The sequence below is a fragment of the Streptomyces sp. NPDC032198 genome (assembly GCF_040636975.1).
Classification (GTDB): domain Bacteria; phylum Actinomycetota; class Actinomycetes; order Streptomycetales; family Streptomycetaceae; genus Streptomyces.
The window spans coordinates 386,367-407,323 of sequence record NZ_JBEZVL010000001.1 but is presented as its reverse complement, the minus strand read 5'-3'; the positions used below and the strand labels follow the sequence as shown (position 1 = coordinate 407,323).

General features: G+C 71.4%; 17 protein-coding genes. 13 read left to right on the top strand and 4 right to left on the bottom strand.

Features of this window, described 5'->3' with window-relative positions:
* Positions 1-155 precede the first annotated feature (155 nt).
* The 3 genes from AB0E78_RS01910 to AB0E78_RS01900 all read left to right on the top strand — a co-directional run bounded on the left by AB0E78_RS01910 (position 156) and on the right by AB0E78_RS01900 (position 2,281).
* Positions 156-692, top strand: a complete 537-nt coding sequence (locus AB0E78_RS01910) for an SAV_6107 family HEPN domain-containing protein (RefSeq protein ID WP_361826919.1) — start codon at positions 156-158, stop codon at positions 690-692.
* A gap of 127 nt (positions 693-819) precedes the next feature.
* Positions 820-1,596 (top strand): methyltransferase, encoded by a 777-nt coding sequence (locus AB0E78_RS01905; RefSeq protein ID WP_361826916.1) that lies wholly within the window; start codon positions 820-822, stop codon positions 1,594-1,596.
* A 274-nt stretch (positions 1,597-1,870) separates the two neighbouring features.
* On the top strand, positions 1,871-2,281 hold the full coding sequence (locus tag AB0E78_RS01900) for a DUF3040 domain-containing protein (protein ID WP_361826913.1): 411 nt from the start codon (positions 1,871-1,873) through the stop codon (positions 2,279-2,281).
* Positions 2,282-2,366: 85 nt separating this feature from the next.
* On the opposite strand, the gene AB0E78_RS01895 is transcribed toward AB0E78_RS01900, so the two are convergent.
* From AB0E78_RS01895 to AB0E78_RS01880, 4 genes are all read right to left on the bottom strand, one after another.
* Positions 2,367-4,799, bottom strand: coding sequence for a DUF3488 and transglutaminase-like domain-containing protein (locus AB0E78_RS01895; RefSeq protein ID WP_361826910.1), 2,433 nt, complete (start codon positions 4,797-4,799; stop codon positions 2,367-2,369).
* A 73-nt stretch (positions 4,800-4,872) separates the two neighbouring features.
* On the bottom strand, positions 4,873-6,240 hold the full coding sequence (locus AB0E78_RS01890; protein ID WP_361826907.1) for a DUF58 domain-containing protein: 1,368 nt from the start codon (positions 6,238-6,240) through the stop codon (positions 4,873-4,875).
* Positions 6,240-7,259 carry a MoxR family ATPase gene (locus AB0E78_RS01885; RefSeq protein ID WP_361826904.1) on the bottom strand — a complete coding sequence of 340 codons (1,020 nt, stop codon included), beginning with the start codon at positions 7,257-7,259 and terminating at the stop codon, positions 6,240-6,242. The genes AB0E78_RS01890 and AB0E78_RS01885 overlap by 1 nt, the downstream gene beginning before the upstream one ends.
* Before the next feature lie 227 nt (positions 7,260-7,486).
* Positions 7,487-8,044, bottom strand: a complete 558-nt coding sequence (locus AB0E78_RS01880; protein ID WP_361826901.1) for a carbonic anhydrase — start codon at positions 8,042-8,044, stop codon at positions 7,487-7,489.
* A gap of 422 nt (positions 8,045-8,466) precedes the next feature.
* On the opposite strand from AB0E78_RS01880, the gene rsmH reads away from it, so the two are divergent.
* From rsmH to AB0E78_RS01830, 10 genes are all read left to right on the top strand, one after another.
* Positions 8,467-9,423, top strand: coding sequence for a 16S rRNA (cytosine(1402)-N(4))-methyltransferase RsmH (gene rsmH / locus AB0E78_RS01875; protein ID WP_361826900.1), 957 nt, complete (start codon positions 8,467-8,469; stop codon positions 9,421-9,423).
* Between the two features lie 48 nt (positions 9,424-9,471).
* The gene (locus AB0E78_RS01870) at positions 9,472-10,032 is read left to right on the top strand and encodes a hypothetical protein (protein ID WP_361826898.1); all 561 of its coding nucleotides are present in this window, start codon (positions 9,472-9,474) and stop codon (positions 10,030-10,032) included.
* Positions 10,033-10,037: 5 nt separating this feature from the next.
* A complete protein-coding gene (locus tag AB0E78_RS01865; RefSeq protein ID WP_361826895.1) occupies positions 10,038-12,005 on the top strand; it encodes a penicillin-binding protein 2 in 1,968 nt (655 codons plus the stop codon).
* A 34-nt stretch (positions 12,006-12,039) separates the two neighbouring features.
* A complete protein-coding gene (locus AB0E78_RS01860) occupies positions 12,040-13,692 on the top strand; it encodes a UDP-N-acetylmuramoyl-L-alanyl-D-glutamate--2,6-diaminopimelate ligase (protein ID WP_361826893.1) in 1,653 nt (550 codons plus the stop codon).
* A gap of 4 nt (positions 13,693-13,696) precedes the next feature.
* A complete protein-coding gene (gene murF, locus AB0E78_RS01855) occupies positions 13,697-15,109 on the top strand; it encodes a UDP-N-acetylmuramoyl-tripeptide--D-alanyl-D-alanine ligase (protein ID WP_361826890.1) in 1,413 nt (470 codons plus the stop codon).
* The gene (gene mraY / locus AB0E78_RS01850) at positions 15,106-16,176 is read left to right on the top strand and encodes a phospho-N-acetylmuramoyl-pentapeptide-transferase (protein WP_249590431.1); all 1,071 of its coding nucleotides are present in this window, start codon (positions 15,106-15,108) and stop codon (positions 16,174-16,176) included. The genes murF and mraY overlap by 4 nt, the downstream gene beginning before the upstream one ends.
* A complete protein-coding gene (gene murD / locus AB0E78_RS01845; protein WP_361826886.1) occupies positions 16,158-17,591 on the top strand; it encodes a UDP-N-acetylmuramoyl-L-alanine--D-glutamate ligase in 1,434 nt (477 codons plus the stop codon). Before mraY ends, murD begins: the two co-directional genes overlap by 19 nt.
* An 80-nt stretch (positions 17,592-17,671) precedes the next feature.
* Positions 17,672-18,994: a putative lipid II flippase FtsW gene (gene ftsW / locus AB0E78_RS01840; protein WP_361826884.1), complete on the top strand. Its 1,323-nt coding sequence runs from the start codon at positions 17,672-17,674 to the stop codon at positions 18,992-18,994.
* A 6-nt stretch (positions 18,995-19,000) separates the two neighbouring features.
* Positions 19,001-20,095, top strand: a complete 1,095-nt coding sequence (gene murG / locus AB0E78_RS01835) for an undecaprenyldiphospho-muramoylpentapeptide beta-N-acetylglucosaminyltransferase (RefSeq protein ID WP_361188817.1) — start codon at positions 19,001-19,003, stop codon at positions 20,093-20,095.
* Positions 20,096-20,127: 32 nt separating this feature from the next.
* Entirely contained in the window at positions 20,128-20,925 is a 798-nt protein-coding gene (locus tag AB0E78_RS01830) for an FtsQ-type POTRA domain-containing protein (protein WP_361826882.1), read from the top strand.
* Positions 20,926-20,957 lie beyond the last annotated feature (32 nt).

Here is a 20,957-nt window from a genome sequence, read left to right as displayed (position 1 = left end):
CCCTCGCGTCTTCTTTTGAACTGACTGGTCAGTGCAAAAACTAACGCGAACCGGCGATCGGGGCAAAGCCGCAGGTCAGGGCCGATTGTCAGTGGCGTACTACACGATGTGCACATACGGCCACATAGCCGTTACGCGACGACAGGAGGTTCGTCATGGCCAGCACTTCCGCAGCAGCCGCACGTCGGCACCGCCCCGTCGGCCCCGCCCCCTCGACCACCGGCCCCGCAAGCGACGTCCACCCCGTCCTGCGCCGGGCCACGGCTCCGCCCGCCGCTCTCGAACTGCTCGCCCAGGCCCGCGCCGGCATCGACGAGGCCGCGCACCTGGAGACTCCGAACGAGCGCTATGCCACGGCCCACCTCGCCGCCCTGCGCACCGCCGCCGCGGTCCTCGCCGCCCGCGGCCGTCCCGAGGCGACCCCGCGACGCAGGCAGCGGATCCGGAGCGCCTGGGAAGTGCTCCCCGAGATAGCCCCCGAACTGACCGAGTGGAGCGCCCTGTTCGCCTCCGGCGCGGCGCGCAGGGCCCGCGCGGAGGCGGGCATACAGGGCGCGGCCACCGTCCGGGACGCGGACGACCTGCTGCGTGACGTGGGGATGTTCTTACGCCTCGTCGAGCGGATGCTGGTGCTGCAGCCCGTGCTGCCCCAGCCCAGGCAGGAGCCGCCGGACGCGAGCCGAGACGGGTGACGGGGCACCCGTCAGAAGGCAATAGGGTGGGAGCGCCCGCACCCTCCTGACTGCCGCAACAGCAGGCGGAGGGAACCCCCTAGCTCCGCCGCGGACGTGCGGTGGACGCGCCGAGGAGTCAACTGCCGTGTCGGACCCGATGCGCCCCCGCGCTTCTCTCCGTACCGCCGTGGTCTGGGAGGTCCTCAAGGACGCTCTCGACCGCCGGGTCAAGGCCACGGGCCGGGAGTCCCACTCCCTCGACGTGCTCGACACCGGAGGCGGCAGCGGAAACTTCGCCGTGCCCGTCGCCCGCCTCGGCCATCGCGTCACCGTCGTCGACCCCAGCCCGAACGCCCTCTTCGCGCTCGAGCGCCGGGCCGCCGAGGCGGGCGTCGCCGACCGGGTGCGCGGCGTCCAGGGCGACGTACACGGCCTCTTCGACGTCGTGGAGCGCGCCGGGTTCGACGCGGTCCTGTGCCACGGCGTCCTGGAGTACGTGGACGACCCCGCCGAGGGCGTGCGCAACGCGGTCGGCGCGCTGCGCCCCTCCGGCACCCTCAGCCTGCTCGCCGCGGGCCTCGGCGGAGCCGTGCTCGCCAGGGCGCTCGCCGGGCACTTCACCGAGGCCAGGCAGGCACTCGCGGACCCGGCCGGACGCTGGGGCGACGGCGACCCCGTGCCCCGGCGCTTCACCGCCGACCAGCTCACCGAGCTGGTCGAGGGCGCGGGCGTCAGGGTCGACGCCGTGCACGGCGTGCGGGTCTTCGCCGACCTGGTTCCGGGGGTCCTGGTGGACACCGAACCCGGCGCGATGGAGGCCCTCCTGAAGCTGGAGGCGGCCGCCGCCGAGCTCGCCGCCTTCCACTCCGTGGCCACCCAGCTGCATGTGCTCGGTGAGACCCGGGATGCCGACGAGGGCTGATCTCCGGCACGGCCGCCCCGCTGATCAGCGACGCAGCCGCACATGGAGTACGGCACACACCCCCCGAACGGGCTATGGGCGCCGTATGATCGAGGCAGACCGTCCGGCATGCCGGACCGGCCGCTGGGGAATGCACGCTTCAGCGAGCCGGAGCGGCAGGGTGGTCCGGTTTGGCGAAGTTGGCGCAGAGGGGCGGGTTTCACGGGGGCGATTCCCTGCCTATCCTGAAGGGGACCCCCGGTCGCCCCGGCGACTGCACGATGAGGAGGACTCCGTGCCGCTCTCGGAGCACGAGCAGCGCATGCTCGAGCAAATGGAGCGAGCGCTGTACGCCGAAGATCCCAAGTTCGCGACAGCGCTCGAGGGAAGCGGGCTGCGTACGTACACCCGGCGACGGGTCTACCAAGCGGTCGCGGGCTTCCTTGTGGGCATTGCCCTTCTCATGGCCGGAATGGTCGCCCAGCAGATTTGGGTGAGCGTGGTGGGATTCCTCGTCATGCTGGGATGTGCGGTGCTCGCCGTCACCGGATGGCGCAAAGCGCCCAAGCCAGGTGAACAGCCGGCCGCCGGCACGCCCACGGCACCGGGCGGCGCCCCGGCCCGTCGGCAGACCAGGCAGCGTCGGTCGATGATGGACCGGATCGAGCAGCGGTGGCAGCGCCGCCGCGACGAACAGGGCCAATAAGTTTTCTCAGCATGCTGTGCGTAGTGCGTAAGGGGTGACCGCCCAGGCGGTCACCCCTTACGCATGCTCAGCCCTCGTGCTGTGCTCAGCCCTCCTGCTGCGACGGCTGCGAAGGCTGTGACGGCCTCCGCAGTGCCGCCCACCGCCTGGCGATCCGCTCGGACCATCCGGCCTTGACCGCCGTCCAGCGGTCCGAGACCGCCCACACCACCCGTGCGGCCGAACGCGGGGCGAGTGTCGCCCGCAGCCGGGCCGGGCGGCTCGCCGTGGCCCCCAGACCGTCGGACACGCGGCGCACGTCGTCGGCCAGGCCCGCCGTCGGCTGCGGCCGTGGGGCGTAGAGCACCTGTTCGACCGCGGCGGCCAGGCGATGGACGGACTCCGCGGGTGCCGCGGTGAGCTGTCCGACGCGCACGATCCGGGCCGCGGCCTTGCGCGGCGTCTGCGACTCGTCCGGCGCGATCCCGTGGTCCCAGGCCGTATCGGTCACCTCCAGCCAGGCGGCGAGAGTCCGCGAGGCCGCGTCCGCCTCCGTGCGCCCCGTCGAGCCAAGCCGCACCGCACGGATCCGCTTGCGCCACAGCATCGGCAGCAGGGGCAGGCCGAGGACCACCAGCGCTCCCAGGGCCACGGCCACGATCATGCCGATCGGCGGTCCGTCGCCGCCCGAGCCGCCCGCGATCGCCGGGGCCGTGCTCGCGCAGCCGCCCTGCTTCTGCTGGTCGGTCGGGCAGCTCGCGGAGGCCGAGGGCTCGTCGGAGGGCGCCGCCGACGCGCTGGCCTCGGGCGCCGCCGGGTCGCTCGCGCCGTCGGACGGGGTGTCCGGGCGGGTGTAGTCCGGCACCGTGCCGCGGTTCGGGGTCGGCTCGAAGCGGGTCCAGCCCACGCCCTCGAAGTACAGCTCGGGCCAGGCGTGCGCGTCCCGCAGCCCGACCGACATCGAACCGTCCCCCTGCGCGGCACCGGGAGTGAAGCCGACCGCGACGCGCGCCGGGATGCCCAGCGTCCGCGCCATCGAGGCCATCGCGAAGGAGAAGTGGACGCAGAAGCCCTCCTTCTGCTCCAGGAAGCGGGCGATCGCCGCCGGGCCGCTGCCCGCGCGCACCTGCGTGTTGTACGTGAAGCCGCCCTCCGAGGCGAACCAGTCCTGGAGCTTGACCGCCTTCTCGTAGTCGTTCGCCGTGCCCTTGGTGATGCGGCGGGCCTCGGAGGCCACCACGGACGGCAAGGCGTCGGGCACCTTGGTGAACTCTTGCGCGATCTGCTTGGGCGGCTCGGCGGCGTTGGCCAGCTGCTCGGCCGTGGGCTCCACGATGAGGCTCTTGACCTCGTACTGCGCGCCGCTCGTCGTCTGACCGCGGTCACCCACCAGGGCGCGCCCCACCGGCTCGTACCGCCAGCGGCCGCTGATCTTCACCTCGCTGGCCGGGTAGGGCATCGGCAGCCAGTTCTGCGCGTACTTGTCGGCGGCCGAGATGTTCGTCTGGATCTCGCTCCTGCGGACGTCCGGGTAGAGCCCCGGCGGGTCCTCCAGGCGCGGCGGCACGTCCTCGATGCTGCGGACGGTGGTCTTCCACGTCGTGCCGTCGAACTGGTCGAGGGAGACGATCCGCAGATAGAGGTTGTCGGTCTGCTTGGCGTTCGTCTTGTACGAGATGACCTCGCGGTCGTCCGGTTCGTTCAGGCTGTCCTGGAGCGCGACCAGCGGATTCACCGCGGAGATCGTGCCGCCACCGCCGGAACCCGAGCCTCCGGCGCCACCGGAACCGTCCAGGAGCCCGCCGTCAAGGGCGGGCAGCGCGAGCGGCACCACCAGGGCGATGCCCAGGGCCACCGCGCCGATGCGCCGTCCCGTGCGGACCGGCGCGATCGCGCCGCTGTCGGTCTCCAGGCCGCCGGAGATCCGCCCCGGCGCGCGTGCCGCGCCCCCGAAGACGCGCCCCCACTGGGAGAGCCGGTCGCGGCCCTCCGCGAGGAGCAGCAGCAGATATCCGGCCGCCGCGAGCAGGAACCACAGCCATCCGGCCCCGTTCCCGGAGAGCCCGGCGGCGACCGAGTACAGCGCGAGCAGCGGCAGACCCGCGGGCGCCGCCGTACGGAACGTCACCGCGAGGGCGTCCACCGCGAGGCCGATCACCAGGACGCCGCCGACCAGCATCAGCCGGATGCCGTCACTGAGCGGCGCCGGAATCGCGTACTGCCCGACGTCGTTGCCGCCCGCCTGGAGGAGCAGCCCGAACTCCCGGAACACGTCCGGGCCCGGAAGCACCCCGCCGATCGCCTGCTCACGGGCGAACACCAGCGTCAGGAGCAGCAGCGTCACCAGGGCCTGCACCGCGACCGTGACCGGCCGGGCCAGCGGCACCCGCCGGGTGAGCGCGCCCACGCCGCTCTGCAGCGCGAGCAGGATCGCCGCCTGGACGAACCACGTCGCCGGATCGACGAGCGGCAGCAGCGCCCCGGATGCCATCAGCGTCGCCGCCGTGGCACAGAGCGCGAGTCGCGCGCGCCCACTCATGAACGTCCCCCTGTTGTCGTGCGTGTGGTCCTGCCGGACGGGCAGCCGCTCGCCCGCGGTCCCCGGTCCCGGTTCATCCCCAGCCGCCGGTGGTCGTCCCCGCGGTGGGGGCCGGGCCCGTGCTGGCCCGCAGATGGTCCGCCTGGCGCCACAGGTCCACCAGGGCGACCCCGGGAGGCACCGCCACGGCCGTCCAGCCCGCCTGGCGCAGCATCCGGACCCGCTCGTCCCCGGCGCCCGCGGGAGCGCCGCCCGCGCCCTGCGCCCAGGCCGTGCTGTCCAGGACGAAGGCGACCGCCGCGCCGCTGCGCTGCCGCATCTTGGCGGCCACCGTCGCCTGCTCCTCGTCGAGGTCGCCGAGGAAGGCGATCAGCAGGCCTTCGTTGCCCCCGCGCAGCACGTCGTACGCGAGGGAGAGCCCCGCGCCGTCCGAGTGGTCGATCACCGCGAGGGTGTCCATCATCAGCCCCGCCGCGTCCGCCGACTCCTGGCTCGCGCCCGCGAAGCCGTCCGAGCCCTCGCCGGGCACGGAGTTCCCGGTGTCGGTCAGCAGCCTTACCGAGAAGCCCCGTTCGAGCATGTGCACCAGGGCGGACGCCGTGCCCGACACCGCCCACTCGAAGGCCGATTCGGGCCCCGCGCCCCGGAAGGCGTGCGCCCGGGTGTCCAGGAGCACCGTGCAGCGGGCCCGCTGCGGCTGCTCCTCGCGGCGCACCATCAGCTCGCCGTAGCGGGCCGTGGAGCGCCAGTGGACGCGGCGCAGGTCGTCGCCGTGGCGGTAGCCCCTGGGGATCACGTCGTCCTCGCCCGCGAGGGCCAGCGAACGGTTGCGCCCGTCGCCGTACCCCTTGGCCTCACCGGTGAGGCGCACCGGCGGCAGCGCCTCCACCCGCGGGATGACCGTCAGGGTGTCGTACGTCGAGAAGGAGCGGGTCAGTTCGCACATCCCGAACGGGTCCGTCAGGCGCAGTTGCAGCGGGCCCAGCGGATAGCGCCCCCGCAGGTCCGAGCGGACGCGGTAGGAGACCTCACGGCGGCCCCCCGCCTCCACCCGGTCGAGCACGAACCGGGGCCGCGGCCCCAGGACGTAGGGCACCCGGTCCTGGAGCATCAGGAGGCCCGTGGGCAGTCGCGAGACGTTGTCCATCCGCAGGTGGACGCGGGCCTCCGAACTGGCGGGCACGCGCGCGGGGGAGAGCCTTCGGCTGCCCGCGACGCGGTAGCGGGTGCGGTAGAGCACCGTCGCGCACACCAGCGGAAGGACGGCGAGCAGCAGCCCGACCCGGAGCAGATCGCTCTGCCCCAGGACGTACGCGCAGATGGCGGCGGCGATGCCGGCCGCGAGGAACGAACGCCCGCGCGTGGTCAGACCCGCGAGCGCGGTCCGCGGTCCGCCCTTGCCCTCCTCGGCCTGCGCCGGCTGCGGCCCCCCGGCCGCCATCACAGCCTCCGTGCGCCGGGCGGCTGCTGGTTGAAGTAACCGCTGTTCGGCTGGGCGGCGGCAGGGACGGGCGTGCGCTGGAGGATCTCCAGGACGACCGATTCGGCCGTACGCCGGTTCAACTGGGCCTGGGCCGTGGGCAGCAGCCGGTGCGCGAGCACCGCCACGGCCAGCGCCTGGACGTCGTCCGGCAGGGCGAACTCCCGGCCGCTGAGGGCCGCGGAGGCCTTGGCCGCCCGCAGCAGGTGCAGCGTCGCGCGCGGCGACGCCCCGAGTCTCAGGTCCGGGTGGTTGCGGGTCGCCCCGACCAGGTCCACGGCGTACCGCCGTACGGAGTCGGCGACGTGGACCGTGCGGACCGCGTCGACGAGCTTCACGATGTCGTGCGCGTGCGCCACCGGCTGGAGGTCGTCCAGCGGCGAGGCGCCTCCGTGCACGTCCAGCATCTGCAGTTCGGCCTCCGGGTTCGGATAGCCGATCGAGACGCGCGCCATGAAACGGTCGCGCTGCGCCTCGGGCAGGGGATACGTCCCCTCCATCTCGACGGGGTTCTGCGTCGCCACCACCATGAAGGGGCTCGGCAGTTCGTACGTCTGCCCGTCGATGGTGACCTGGCGCTCCTCCATGGACTCCAGGAGCGCGGACTGCGTCTTCGGGGACGCGCGGTTGATCTCGTCGCCGATCACGATCTGCGCGAAGATCGCGCCGGGCTTGAACTCGAAGTCCCGGCGCTGCTGGTCGAAGATGGACACACCAGTGATGTCCGACGGCAGCAGGTCGGGCGTGAACTGGATGCGCCGCACGGAGCAGTCGATGGACCGCGCCAGCGCCTTGGCGAGCATGGTCTTGCCCACGCCCGGTACATCTTCGATCAGCAGGTGCCCCTCGGCGAGGAGCACGGTCAGCGAAAGCCGTACGACCTCTGGCTTGCCCTCGATCACACCCTCGACCGACCTGCGGACACGCTCCGCTGTGGCGGTCAGATCTGTGAGGCTCGCTCGATCGTCATAGGTCGTCACCCGGCCCTCCTCGGACACGTTCTCCCGGGCCGACGCATGTGTGTGCGGCCCGGCCCACCCCGAATCACGGACACCACGCACGAATCGTTCAGCGTGGTGCCCCACCCCGCATTCTTGTTGGGCATACCGGGTTGTGTCACTCGCCCGCGGATAACTGGCGGCGATATGTCGGGTCTTACGGCCTTTTGGTAGCCACGCCGGTCAGGAAAGGTCCGGTCCGGAGCCCGTCACGCAGGGTCGATCTCCCGCAAAAGACCCGTGGTCACGTCGAAGACGAATCCCCGCACGTCGTCGGTGTGCAGGAGGAACGGCGAGGTCCGCACCCGCTGCATCGACTGCCGCACGTCCTGATCGACGTCGCGGAAGGCCTCCACCGCCCAGGAGGGCCGCTGGCCGACCTCGAGCTCCAGCTCGTGCCGGAACTCCTCGGTGAGGCTCTCCAGGCCACAGCTGGTGTGGTGGATCAGTACGACACTGCGCGTGCCGAGGGCGCGCTGGCTGATGGTCAGGGAGCGGATGACGTCGTCGGTGACCACGCCGCCCGCGTTGCGGATCGTGTGGCAGTCGCCCAGTTCGAGGCCGAGCGCGTCGTGGAGGTCGATGCGGGCGTCCATGCACGCGACGACGGCCACGCCGAGGACGGGACGGGCGTCCATGCCAGGATCGGTGAAGCCGGAGGCGTACGTCTGGTTCGCCTCGACGAGACGGTCCGTGACGGTGCCGGCGGCTATGTCACCGCTCGGCTCTGCGGGAAAGCGGCCCGTAGGGGATGCGGAAGTCGACATGACTATGACGGTAGTCGGCGCTGATCGCTCGGGCCCGCTGTGAGAAGGGACAAAGAACGTCAATGAGTCTTGTTGTGAGCTAACCCACAGGGATGCGACGGCTACCCCCGAACGGGTGACGAGGCGCGTTTTGCGGCTCGTCCACGACCGGTCCGCGACGCGCAGGCCAGTTGATTGACCGGGCGACACGGTGGACTAAAGTGACGCGAAGTGGGAGGGCCGTGACCTGCTCCCCGCTGGACTGTTCACACCGGGGATTCCCTGAATCCCCCCGCGTGCGCGGCGCGTACGCACGGCTCGGCCTCCTCCCGCTCCCGGTCGGCTGACGCCACTTCCCCGGCGCCAGCAGGCCGTTCCCCTTCCCGAGCGGGCGGGGACCCGGCCGTGCGCACGTCTCGCCGCGCCGGATCTGAGAGGGCCCTTTGAGCCAGACCCGACACGTCCCGGTGATGCTCCAGCGATGCCTGGACCTGTTGGCCCCCGCGCTCGCCCAGCCGGGCGCGGTCGTCGTCGACTGCACCCTCGGACTCGGCGGCCACAGCGAGGCCCTGCTGTCCACCTTCCCGTCGGCCCGCCTCATCGGCCTCGACCGCGACAAGGAAGCGCTGCGGCTCTCCGGGGAGCGCCTCGCGCCTTTCGGTGACCGGGCCGAGCTTGTGCACGCGGTCTACGACGAACTGCCCGAGGTGCTCGACCGGCTGGGCATCGCGAAGGTCCAGGGCGTCCTGTTCGACCTCGGCGTCTCCTCGATGCAACTCGACGAGGCGGACCGGGGCTTCGCCTACGCACAGGACGCGCCCCTCGACATGCGCATGGACCAGACGACCGGCGTCAGCGCCGCCGAGGTCCTCAACACGTACGCACCGGGCGAACTGGTGCGGATCCTGCGCCAGTACGGCGAGGAGAAGCAGGCCAAGCGGATCGTGGGCGCCGTCGTGCGCGAGCGCGAGAAGGAGCCGTTCAGCAACAGCGCGCGGCTCGTCGAGCTGATCCGCGACTCCCTGCCGCAGGCCGCCAAGCGCACCGGCGGCAACCCCGCCAAGCGCACCTTCCAGGCCCTGCGCATCGAGGTCAACGGCGAGCTGAGCGTCCTGGAGGCGGCCATCCCGGCGGCCGTGAAGACGCTCGCCGTCGACGGCCGCATCGCCGTCCTGTCGTACCACTCGCTCGAGGACCGGCTGGTCAAGCAGGTGTTCGCGGCCGGCGCCGCCACGACCGCGCCCCCCGGCCTGCCCATCGTCCCCGAGCGCTACCAGCCCCGGCTCAAGCTGCTCACGCGCGGCGCCGAACTCCCCACCGAGGAAGAGATCGCCGAGAACCGCCGGGCGGCCCCGGCACGGCTGCGGGGTGCGCAGCGCATCCGCGAGGAGACCCCGTGAAGCGCGCCCGCCGGGAGGACCCGTGAACGGCGTCCCTGAGGAGGCCCCATGAGCAAGAAGCCCGAGCTGCGGGGGAGGGCAGCCCGCCTCGCGCGGCTGCTGCCGTCGGGGCCGAGCCAGGCCGCGCGCACGCCGTTCGTGCTGCTCGTCGTGCTGTTGCTCGGCGGTGGCCTGATCACGCTGCTCATCCTGAACTCCTCGCTCAACGAAGGCTCGTTCCAGCTGAGCGAGCTGAAGAAGGAGACGACGGAGCTCACGGACCAGGAGCAGGAGCTCCAGCGGGACGTGGACGCCTACGCCGCCCCCGACGCCCTCCAGCAACGCGCCCGTGAGCTCGGCATGGTGCCGGGCGGCGACCCGGCCTTCCTGAACCCGGACGGCACCGTGCGCGGCGTTCCCGGGGCCGCCGAGCAGTCCTCCGCGCTGCAGCCCGAGCCGCGCCCGCAGGAGGTGGCGTCCCCGGCACCCTCGGTCTCGATCCCGGTGGAGCCCTCGCCCTCACCGCCCCAGGCGCTCCCGGCGTCTCCGGCGCCCTCCGCCCCGGCCCCGGACGCCCCGCCCACGCCCGACCTCCCCGCGACGCCCGGCCCCACGACCTCCGGCAGGTGACGTAAGTGACGGACCGCCAACCCCCGCGACGCAGGGTCCCGGGTCCCGCGCGGCCCTCGCGCCCCGCCCGCCCCGGCGAACAGCGCCGCCCGGGCGGCGGGTCACGCCCCGCCGCCCGCCGCCCGCGCCCCGCCGCCCCCAAGCAGCAGGCCCGCACCATCCGGCTGGGCAGCCCGCGGCCCCGCCTTCGCATGGTGAGCCTCGGTCTGACCCTGGTGATGCTGGCCTTCGTCGTACGCCTCCTGCAGGTGCAGGCGGTCGACGCGAGCGTGTACACCACCAAGGCCGAGAAGAACCGCTACTTCAGCCATGTCCTGACCGCCGAGCGCGGCGGCATCACGGACCGCAGCGGTGTCGAACTCGCCGCCAGCGTGGACGCGTACGACATCACGGCCGACCCCACGATGTTCACCGCGAAGGAGATGGGTATCAAGGACGGAGCCGAGCAGGCCGCCGCGCTCCTCGCACCGATCCTCGACAAGGACGTCGACCGGCTCACCGAGCAGCTCAAGACCCCCAAGACCCGCTACGTCCTGCTCGCCCGCCGGCAGACCCCGCAGGTCTGGAAGCAGATCAAGGACCTGCGCGGCGCGCTCGCCGACAAGGCGCGCACCGACAAGAAGAGCGCCAACGTCCTGGCGGGCGTCTTCCAGGACCCCAGCAGCAAGCGCGTGTACCCGAACGACGACCTGGGCGCCGGGATACTGGGCTGGGTCAACGCCGAGGGCAAGGGCGCGGGCGGCCTGGAGCAGCAGCTCAACAAGGAGCTCGCGGGCAAGGACGGCAAGATCAGGTACGCCCAGTCCGGCGGCCACCAGGTGCCCACCGCGGGCAGCACGGAGACGCCCGCCGTGCCCGGCTCCGACGTCGAGCTCACCATCGACCGCGACATCCAGTGGGCCGCGCAGAACGCCATCACCGAGCAGGTGGAGAAGTCCAGGGCGGACCGCGGCTACGTGATAGTGCAGGACAACAAGACCGGCGAGATCCTCGCGATGGCCAACGCCCCCGGCTTCGACCCGAACGACCTCTCGCAGGCCGACGGGACGGCGCTGGGCAACGCCTCGCTCCAGGACGCCTTCGAGCCCGGCTCGACCGCCAAGGTCATGTCGATGGCCGCCGTCCTGGAGGAGAACGCGGCCACGCCCGCCACCCACGTGACGGTGCCCAACCGGCTGCACCGCGGCGACCGGCTCTTCAAGGACGACATCGACCACCCGACCTGGCACCTCACGCTCAGCGGCGTGCTCGCCAAGTCGAGCAACATCGGCACGATCCTGGCCACCGGCGAGCTGGGCAAGACCCAGCGGGAGGCCAACCGGTCGCTCTACTCGTACCTGCGGAAGTTCGGCATCGGCAAGGAGACCGGGCTCGGCTTCCCCGGCGAGACGTCCGGCCTCTTCGCGCCCGCCGACAAGTGGTCGACTTCGCAGCAGTACACGATCCCATTCGGCCAGGGCTTCTCGATCAACGCCATGCAGGCGGCCTCCGTCTACTCGACCATCGCCAACGACGGCGTACGCATCGAGCCCACGCTGGTGCGCGGCACGAAGGGCCCCGACGGCCGCTTCACGCCCGCGCCCAAGCCCAAGAAGACCCGCGTGGTGAGCGCGAAGACCGCCAAGACGGTGTCGCAGATGCTGGAGTCGGTCGTCGACGACGAAGAGGGCACGGGCACCAAGGCCCGCATCCGCGGCTACCGCGTCGCCGGCAAGACCGGTACGGCCAACCGGGTCGACCCGGAGACCGGCAGGTACAAGGGCTACACCTCGTCGTTCGCCGGGTTCGCGCCCGCCGACAAGCCGCGCGTCACCGTCTACTGCGCGATCCAGAACGCCACCAAGGGCAGCTACTTCGGCGGCCAGATCTGCGGTCCCATCTACAAGGAAGTCATGCAGTTCGCCCTCAAGACGCTCCAGGTCCCGCCCACCGGCAAGGGCCCGGCCCGGCTGCCCGTCTCCTTCGAACCCTGAGCCCCACCAGACTGAGCCCTACCAGGACGTACTCGTGACAACGATCACTCCGGGGCCGGGGAACCAGCCCCCGCCACACCGCCCGCTTCGCCCTGAGCAGGGTGCGCCCGGTACGCTCACCGCCGTGCCACACGCTGATCAGTCCCAAACCACCCAGAAGGGCGTTCCCGTGACATATCCGGGACCGCCGCGGCCGGTCCAGGTCTCCGCGACCCCGCTCGCCAGGATCGCCGATCAGCTGGGCGTCGCCGCCCCGGGCGCGGGGGAGGTCAGCGGCATCACGCACGACTCCCGCGCGGTCCGGCCCGGTGACATCTACGCCGCCCTGCCCGGCGCCCGGCTGCACGGCGCGGACTTCGTCGCTCAGGCGGCCGACCTCGGCGCCGCCGCGATCCTCACCGACCCGACGGGCGCCGAACGCGCCGCCGTCACGGGCCTGCCGGTCCTGGTCGTCGACGATCCGCGCGGCTCCATGGGCGAGCTCGCCGCCACCGTGTACGGCCATCCGGGCCGCGATCTGCTGCAGATCGGCATCACGGGCACGTCCGGCAAGACCACCACGGCGTACCTCGTCGAGGGCGGTCTCAAGGGCGTCCGGTCGACCGGCCTCATCGGCACGGTCGAGATGCGCATCGGTGACGAGCGGATCAAGTCCGAACGTACGACCCCCGAGGCGACCGACCTCCAGGCGCTGTTCGCGGTGATGCGCGAACGCGGCGTCGAGGCCGTCGCCATGGAGGTCTCCAGTCACGCCCTCGTGCTCGGCCGGGTGGACGGCTGCGTCTTCGACGTCGCCGTCTTCAACAACCTCAGCCCGGAGCACATGGAGTTCCACTCCGGCATGGAGGACTACTTCCAGGCCAAGGCGCAGCTGTTCACCAAGCAGCGCTCCAAGGTCGGAGTGGTCAACTTCGACGACGAGTACGGGCGCCGGCTCATCACCGAGTCGGAGGTCCCCGTCACGACCTTCTCCGCCGAGGGCCACCCCGACGCCGACTGGCGCGCGGAAGGCGTCGAGGTCACGCCGTTCGACTCCACGTTCGTCGCGGTCGGCCCGCAGGGGGAGCGGATCACCGCGAAGTCCCCGCTGGCCGGGCCGTTCAACGTCGCCAACACGCTCTCCGCGATCGTCTCGCTGGCCGTCGCGGGAATCGACCCGCAGCAGGCCGCCGACGGCATCGGCGCCGTGGCCGGTGTGCCGGGCCGCCTGGAGCGCATCGACGCGGGCCAGCCCTACCTCGCGGTCGTCGACTACGCCCACAAGACGGACGCCGTCGAATCGGTCCTGCGCGCCCTGCGCAAGGTCACCGAGAACAAGCTGCACATCGTCCTCGGCTGCGGCGGCGACCGGGACAAGACCAAGCGGATGCCGATGGGCGCCGCGGCGGCCAGGCTCGCCGACACCGCCGTACTGACCTCCGACAACCCGCGCGGCGAGGACCCCCTCGCGATCCTCGCCACGATGCTCGCGGGCGCCGCCGACGTGCCGTCCCACGAGCGCGGCGACGTCGCCGTGTTCGAGGACCGTGCCGCCGCCATCCGCGCCGCCGTCGCCCGGGCCCAGCCGGGCGACACGGTGCTCGTCGCGGGCAAGGGCCACGAGCAGGGACAGGACATCGCCGGGGTGGTGCGTCCCTTCGACGACCGCCAGGTACTTCGCGAAGCAATCCAGCAAACCCAGGGATGAATCTGTGATCGCCCTCTCCCTCGCCGAGATCGCCACTGTCGTCGGCGGGCAGACGTACGACATACCGGATCCGTCCGTCCAGGTCACCGGACCGGTCGTCAGGGACTCCCGTGAAGTGGAGCCCGGCAGCCTCTTCGTCGCCTTCGCCGGCGAGCGCGCCGACGGCCACGACTACGCGGCCGCGGTGGTGGAAGCGGGCGCCGCCGCCGTCCTGGCCTCGCGCCCCGTCGGCGTACCCGCCATCGTCGTCGACGACGTGCAGGCGGCGCTCGGCGCCCTCGCGCGGCACGTCGTGGAGCGGCTCGGCGCGACGCTCGTGGCGCTCACCGGCTCCGTCGGCAAGACCAGCTCCAAGGACCTGCTCGCCCAGGTCCTGCGGAGCAAGGCGCCCACCGTCTTCACGCCGGGCTCGCTCAACAACGAGATCGGCCTGCCGCTCACCGCCCTCAGCGCCACCGACGAGACGCAGTTCCTCGTCCTGGAGATGGGCGCCCGCGGCATCGGCCACATCCGCTACCTCACCGGCCTCACCCCGCCGAAGATCGGCCTCGTGCTCAACGTCGGAACCGCCCACATCGGCGAGTTCGGCGGACGCGAGCAGATCGCAGTGGCGAAGGGTGAACTCGTCGAGAGCCTGCCCGCCGACGGCACCGCCGTCCTCAACGCCGACGACCCGCTCGTCCGCGCCATGGCTTCGCGCACGAAGGCGCGCGTGCTCCTCTTCGGGGAGTCCGCCGACGCCGACGTGCGTGCCGAGAATGTCCGGCTCACGGAGATCGGACAGCCTGCCTTTACGCTGCACACACCCTCCGGGTGCGGCGACGTGACCTTGCGGCTGTACGGTGAGCACCACGTGTCGAACGCGCTTGCCGCGGCCGCCGTCGCCCATGAGCTGGGCATGTCCGCAGACGAGATCGCCCGCGCGCTCTCCGAGGCGGGCACGCTGTCCCGCTGGCGGATGGAGGTCACCGAGCGCCCGGACGGCGTGACGGTCGTCAACGACGCCTACAACGCGAACCCCGAGTCCATGCGAGCCGCCCTGCGCGCGCTCGCGGCCATGGCCAAGGGACGTCGTACGTGGGCGGTGCTCGGTCACATGGCCGAGCTCGGTGACGAGGGGCTCGCCGAACACGACGCGGTCGGACGGCTCGCTGTCCGGCTGAACGTGAGCAAGCTCGTGGCAGTCGGGGGCAGGGAAGCGTCCTGGCTCCAACTGGGCGCATACAACGAGGGTTCGTGGGGTGAGGAGTCGGTGCACGTGTCCGACGCACAGGCGGCGATCGACCTGCTGCGCAGCGAGCTGCGCCCGGGAGACGTCGTGCTGGTGAAGGCTTCCAGATCGGTCGGTCTCGAGCGGGTCGCCACGGCGCTGCTCGATGACGCCGCGTCGTCCGAGGGGCAGGTCGCCGGCCGATGAGGCAGATCCTCTTCGCGGGTGTGATCGGGCTCTTCCTGACCCTGGTCGGAACCCCGCTCCTTATCAAGTTCCTGGCTCGCAAGGGCTATGGGCAGTTCATCCGGGACGACGGCCCGCGCGAGCACCACAGCAAGCGCGGTACGCCGACCATGGGTGGTATCGCCTTCATCCTCGCGACGCTCATCGCGTACTTCCTCACGAAGATCATCACGGGCACGGAGACCACGCTCTCCGGGCTTCTCGTGCTCTTCCTGATGGCGGGCATGGGCCTCGTCGGGTTCCTCGACGACTACATCAAGATCGTCAAGCAGCGCTCGCTCGGCCTGCGCGCCAAGGCGAAGATGGCAGGACAGCTGATCGTCGGCATCGGCTTCGCCGTGCTCGCGCTGAACTGGCCGGACAGCCGCAACCAGACCCCCGCCTCCACCAAGCTGTCGTTCGTCACGGACTTCGGCTGGTCGATCGGCCCGGTCCTGTTCGTGGTCTGGGCGCTGTTCATGATCCTCGCGATGTCGAACGGCGTGAACCTCACCGACGGCCTCGACGGTCTCGCCACCGGCGCCTCCGTGATGGTCTTCGGCGCGTACACCTTCATCGGTGTCTGGCAGTACCAGGAGTCCTGCGCCAACGCCGTCACGCTGACCAACCCACAGGCGTGTTTCGAGGTCAGAGACCCACTCGACCTGGCCGTGGTGGCCTCCGCGCTGATGGGTGCCTGCTTCGGCTTCCTGTGGTGGAACACCTCGCCCGCCAAGATCTTCATGGGTGACACCGGCTCGCTCGCCCTCGGCGGCGCGCTCGCGGGTCTCGCGATCTGCTCCCGCACGGAGCTGCTCATCGCGCTCCTCGGCGGCCTCTTCGTCCTGATCACCATGTCCGTCGTGATCCAGGTCGGCTCCTTCAAGATGACCGGCAAGCGGGTCTTCAAGATGGCGCCACTGCAGCACCACTTCGAACTCAAGGGGTGGTCCGAAGTCCTTGTGGTGGTCCGCTTCTGGATCATCCAGGGCATGTGCGTGATCGTCGGACTCGGCCTCTTCTACGCAGGATGGGCAGCCAAGAAGTGACCAGCTGGCAGGGGAAAAACGTCACCGTCGCCGGGCTCGGCGTCTCCGGGATCCCGGCGGCCCGCGTGCTGCACGGCCTGGGCGCTCTCGTCACGGTCGTCAACGACGGCGACGATGAGCGCTCCCGTACGCAGGCCGAGGAGCTGACGGCGGAGGGCATCACCGTCCGCCTCGGCGACGGGGCCACCCTGCCCGAAGGCACCGAACTCGTCGTCACCACGCCCGGCTGGCAGCCGGACAAGCCGCTCTTCGCGGCCGCCGCGGCCGCCGGCGTCGAGGTGTGGGGCGACGTCGAGCTCGCCTGGCGCCTGCGCGGTCGGGACGGCAGAGAAGCAGCGCCGTGGCTCGCGGTCACCGGCACGAACGGCAAGACCACGACCGTGCGCATGCTGGCCTCGATCCTGGAGGCGGCGGGCCTGCGGACCGCGGCCGTCGGCAACATCGGGGTCTCGCTCCTCGACGTCGTCACCGGCGACGAGCCGTACGACGTGCTCGCCGTCGAGCTCTCCAGCTACCAGCTGCACTGGGCGCCCTCGCTGCGCGCCCACTCCGCGGCCGTCCTGAACCTCGCGCCGGACCACCTGGACTGGCACGGCTCCATGGAGGCGTACGCCGCCGACAAGGGCCGCGTGTACGAGGGCAATCAGATCGCCTGCGTCTACAACCTCGCCGACAAGGCGACCGAGGACCTCGTGCGCGAGGCCGACGTCGAAGAGGGCTGCCGCGCCATCGGTTTCACGCTGAATGCGCCCGCGCCCTCGCAACTGGGCGTCGTGGACGGCATTCTGGTCGACCGTGCGTTCGTGCCGGACCGTCAGAAGCAGGCGCAGGAGCTCGCCGAGATCTCCGACGTGCAGCCGCCCGCGCCGCACAACATCGCCAACGCCCTGGCCGCAGCGGCTCTCGCGCGCGCCTACGGCGTGCCCGCGACGGCCGTACGCGACGGTCTGCGCGCCTTCCGTCCCGACGCCCACCGCATCGAACACGTCGCCGACGTGGCCGAAGTGGCGTACGTGGACGACTCCAAGGCCACCAACACCCACGCCGCGGAAGCCTCGTTGGCCGCGTACGAGTCGATCGTCTGGATCGCGGGCGGGCTCGCCAAGGGCGCCACCTTCGACGAGCTGGTCACCAAGTCGGCCAAGCGGCTCCGGGGCGTCGTCCTGATCGGCGCCGACCGCGCGCTGATCCGCGAAGCCCTGGCGCGACACGCGCCCGAGGTCCCGGTCGTCGACCTCGACCGGACCGACACTGGTGCGATGTCCGAGGCGGTACGACAGGCGGCACGGCTCGCCGAGCCGGGGGACACCGTACTGATGGCTCCGGCCTGTGCGTCGATGGACATGTTCACCAACTACAACAAGCGTGGTGACGCGTTCGCGGACGCGGTCCGCGAACTCGGCGCGAGCGCCTGACGCGGGCCCCAGTGGTCCGGGGCGCCCGGCACCCTTAGGAGGGCACGTGGCAGCGTCGTGGTGGCTGGGCGGGGGTCCTGATGGCCGGCAGTAGCGGGCGCGCGCCCACGCGCCTTGCCAGGCGGCCCGCGCCGGTCCGCTCCCCGCGGGCTCCGCGCCCGCCGAGCGAGAACGCGGTGCGGCGATTCGTCACCCGGGTCAAGCGCGCCTGGGACCGGCCGCTGACCGCGTACTACCTCATCTTCGGCAGCAGCCTGCTGATCACCGTGCTCGGCCTGGTGATGGTCTACTCGGCGTCGATGATCCAGGCGCTGCAGCTCGACCTGCCCGCCGCGTACTTCTTCCGCAAGCAGTTCGTCGCGGCCGTACTGGGCTCGATCCTGCTGCTCGTGGCCATGCGGATGCCCGTCAAGCTGCACCGGGCGCTGGCCTACCCCATCCTCGCGGTGACCGTCTTCCTGATGGTGCTCGTGCAGGTCCCCGGCATAGGGCGCAGCGTCAACGGAAACCAGAACTGGATCTACCTGGGCGGCCCGTTCCAGCTCCAGCCCAGTGAGTTCGCCAAGCTCGCCCTCGTCCTGTGGGGCGCGGACCTGCTCGCCCGTAAACACGACAAGCGGCTCCTGACCCAGTGGAAACACATGCTGGTGCCGCTCGTCCCGGTCGCCTTCATGCTGCTCGGCCTGATCATGCTGGGCGGCGACATGGGCACGGCGATCATCCTCACGGCGATCCTTTTCGGCCTGCTCTGGCTCGCGGGGGCGCCCACGCGGCTCTTCGCCGGGGTGCTCTCGATCGCGGCCCTGCTCGGCGTGATCCTCATCAAGACCAGCCCCAACCGCATGGCGAGGCTCGCCTGCATCGGCGCCACGGATCCCGGCCCCGGCGACCAGTGCTGGCAGGCCGTGCACGGGATCTACGCCCTCGCCTCCGGCGGATTCTTCGGTTCCGGCCTCGGTGCGAGTGTGGAAAAATGGGGTCAACTGCCGGAACCGCACACCGACTTCATCTTCGCCATCACGGGGGAGGAACTCGGCCTTGCGGGGACGCTGTCGGTGCTCGCCCTGTTCGCGGCTCTAGGCTATGCGGGTATCCGCGTGGCCGGACGCACGGAGGACCCCTTCGTACGGTATGCCGCGGGAGGCGTGACCACCTGGATCACGGCGCAGGCCGTGATCAACGTCGGTGCGGTGCTCGGTCTGCTGCCGATCGCCGGTGTCCCGCTCCCGCTGTTCTCCTACGGGGGTTCGGCCTTGCTGCCGACCATGTTCGCCATCGGACTCCTCATCGCCTTCGCGCGGGAGGACCCGGCGGCAAAGGCGGCCCTGGCCATGCGGCAACCTCGGGTGAGATGGAACACGATGAGACGGCGCGTCAAGGCGCGTTCGTCCGGAGAGCGGTGAATTTCGGTGCATGTCGTACTCGCCGGTGGGGGGACCGCCGGCCACATCGAGCCCGCGCTCGCCCTCGCGGACGCCCTGCGGAGGCAGGACCCGACCGTGGGCATCACGGCCCTGGGCACGGAGCGTGGACTCGAGACCCGGCTCGTACCCGAGCGGGGCTACGAACTCGCGCTGATCCCGGCCGTTCCGCTGCCGCGCAAGCCCACCCCTGAGCTGATCACCGTTCCGGGACGGCTGCGCGGCACGATCAAGGCGGCCGAACAGATCCTGGAGCGGACGAAGGCGGACTGCGTGGTCGGCTTCGGCGGCTACGTCGCGCTGCCGGGGTACCTCGCGGCCAAGCGGACCGGCACGCCGATCGTCGTGCACGAGGCCAACGCGCGTCCGGGCCTCGCCAACAAGATCGGTTCGCGGTACGCCGCCGGGGTGGCCGTCGCCACGCCGGACAGCAAGCTGCGCAACTCCCGCTACATCGGCATCCCGCTGCGCCACACCATCGCCACGCTCGACCGGGCCCGGGTCCGCCCGGAGGCGCGCGCCGCCTTCGGCCTCGACCCGAACCTGCCGACGCTGCTCGTCTCCGGCGGCTCGCAGGGCGCCCGGCGGCTCAACGAGGTCGTCCAGCAGGTCGCTCCGGTCCTGCAGCGCGCCGGGATCCAGATCCTGCACGCGGTCGGCCCGAAGAACGAAATGCCGTACGTCGAGAACATGCCCGGTATGCCGCCCTACATCCCGGTACCGTACGTGGACCGGATGGACCTCGCGTACGCCGCGGCGGACATGATGCTCTGCCGTGCGGGCGCGATGACCGTCGCCGAACTCTCCGCCGTCGGGCTTCCGGCCGCCTACGTACCGCTGCCCATCGGCAACGGCGAACAGCGGCTGAACGCCCAGCCGGTGGTCAAGGCGGGCGGTGGACTCCTCGTGGACGACGCCGAACTGACGCCCGAGTGGGTGCAGGGCAACGTGCTCCCGGTGCTCGCCGATCCGCACCGGCTGTACGAGATGTCCCGCGCCGCATCGGAGTTCGGCCGCAGGGATGCCGACGACCTCCTCGTCGGCATGGTGTACGAGGCGATCGCGTCACGCCGCAACGGGTGAGGCGGCACTAGAGACGCAGAAGGCAGGGGACCGTGGCCGGACCGACCACCGCCGAACGGCAGAAGTCTGCTTCTGGTGGGTCCCGCCCGCCCCGCCTTCTACGGTCCCGCGTCCGCATGCCGCGCCCGCGCACCCTGATCCTCTCGCTCATCGCGCTCGTGCTGCTCGGCGCGGGAGGAGTCTGGCTGCTCTACGGCTCGCAGTGGCTGCGCGTGGAGCGCGTGACGACGTCCGGGACACGGATCCTGACACCCGGTGAGGTGCGCGAGGCGGCCGCGGCCCCCGTCGGGGCCCCGCTGATTTCGGTCGACACCGACGCTCTTGAGGACCGGCTGCGGAAGAGACTTCCGCGTATCGACTCGGTCGACGTCGGCCGTTCCTGGCCGCACGGAATCAGTCTGAAAGTGACCGAACGCAAGCCGGTTCTGCTTATCGAAAAGGGCGGAAAGTTCGTCGAAGTGGACGCCAAGGGCGTGCGATTCGCCACGGTCGGACATGCGCCGAAGGGTGTTCCGCTGCTCGAATTGAGGCCGGACCGGGAGAACGCGGAGGCGAGTCTGCGCCGTTTCGACTCGCACCGCTTGCGGCGTGAAGCGGTGGCGGTCGCGGGCGCACTGCCGGCGTCGGTGGCCCGCGATACAGAGGCCGTCAAGGTCCGCTCGTACGACTCGATCTCGCTGGAGTTGAGCCGCGGACGCACCGTGGCGTGGGGCAGCAGCGAGAAGGGCCGGACGAAGGCAAGCACACTCACCGCCCTGATGAAAGCCGCCCCCAAGGCACGGCACTTCGATGTGAGTGTCCCCACCGCCCCTGCGTCATCGGCGAGTTGACGCATATCGTCGCAGGCCAGCACCCTGGTTCG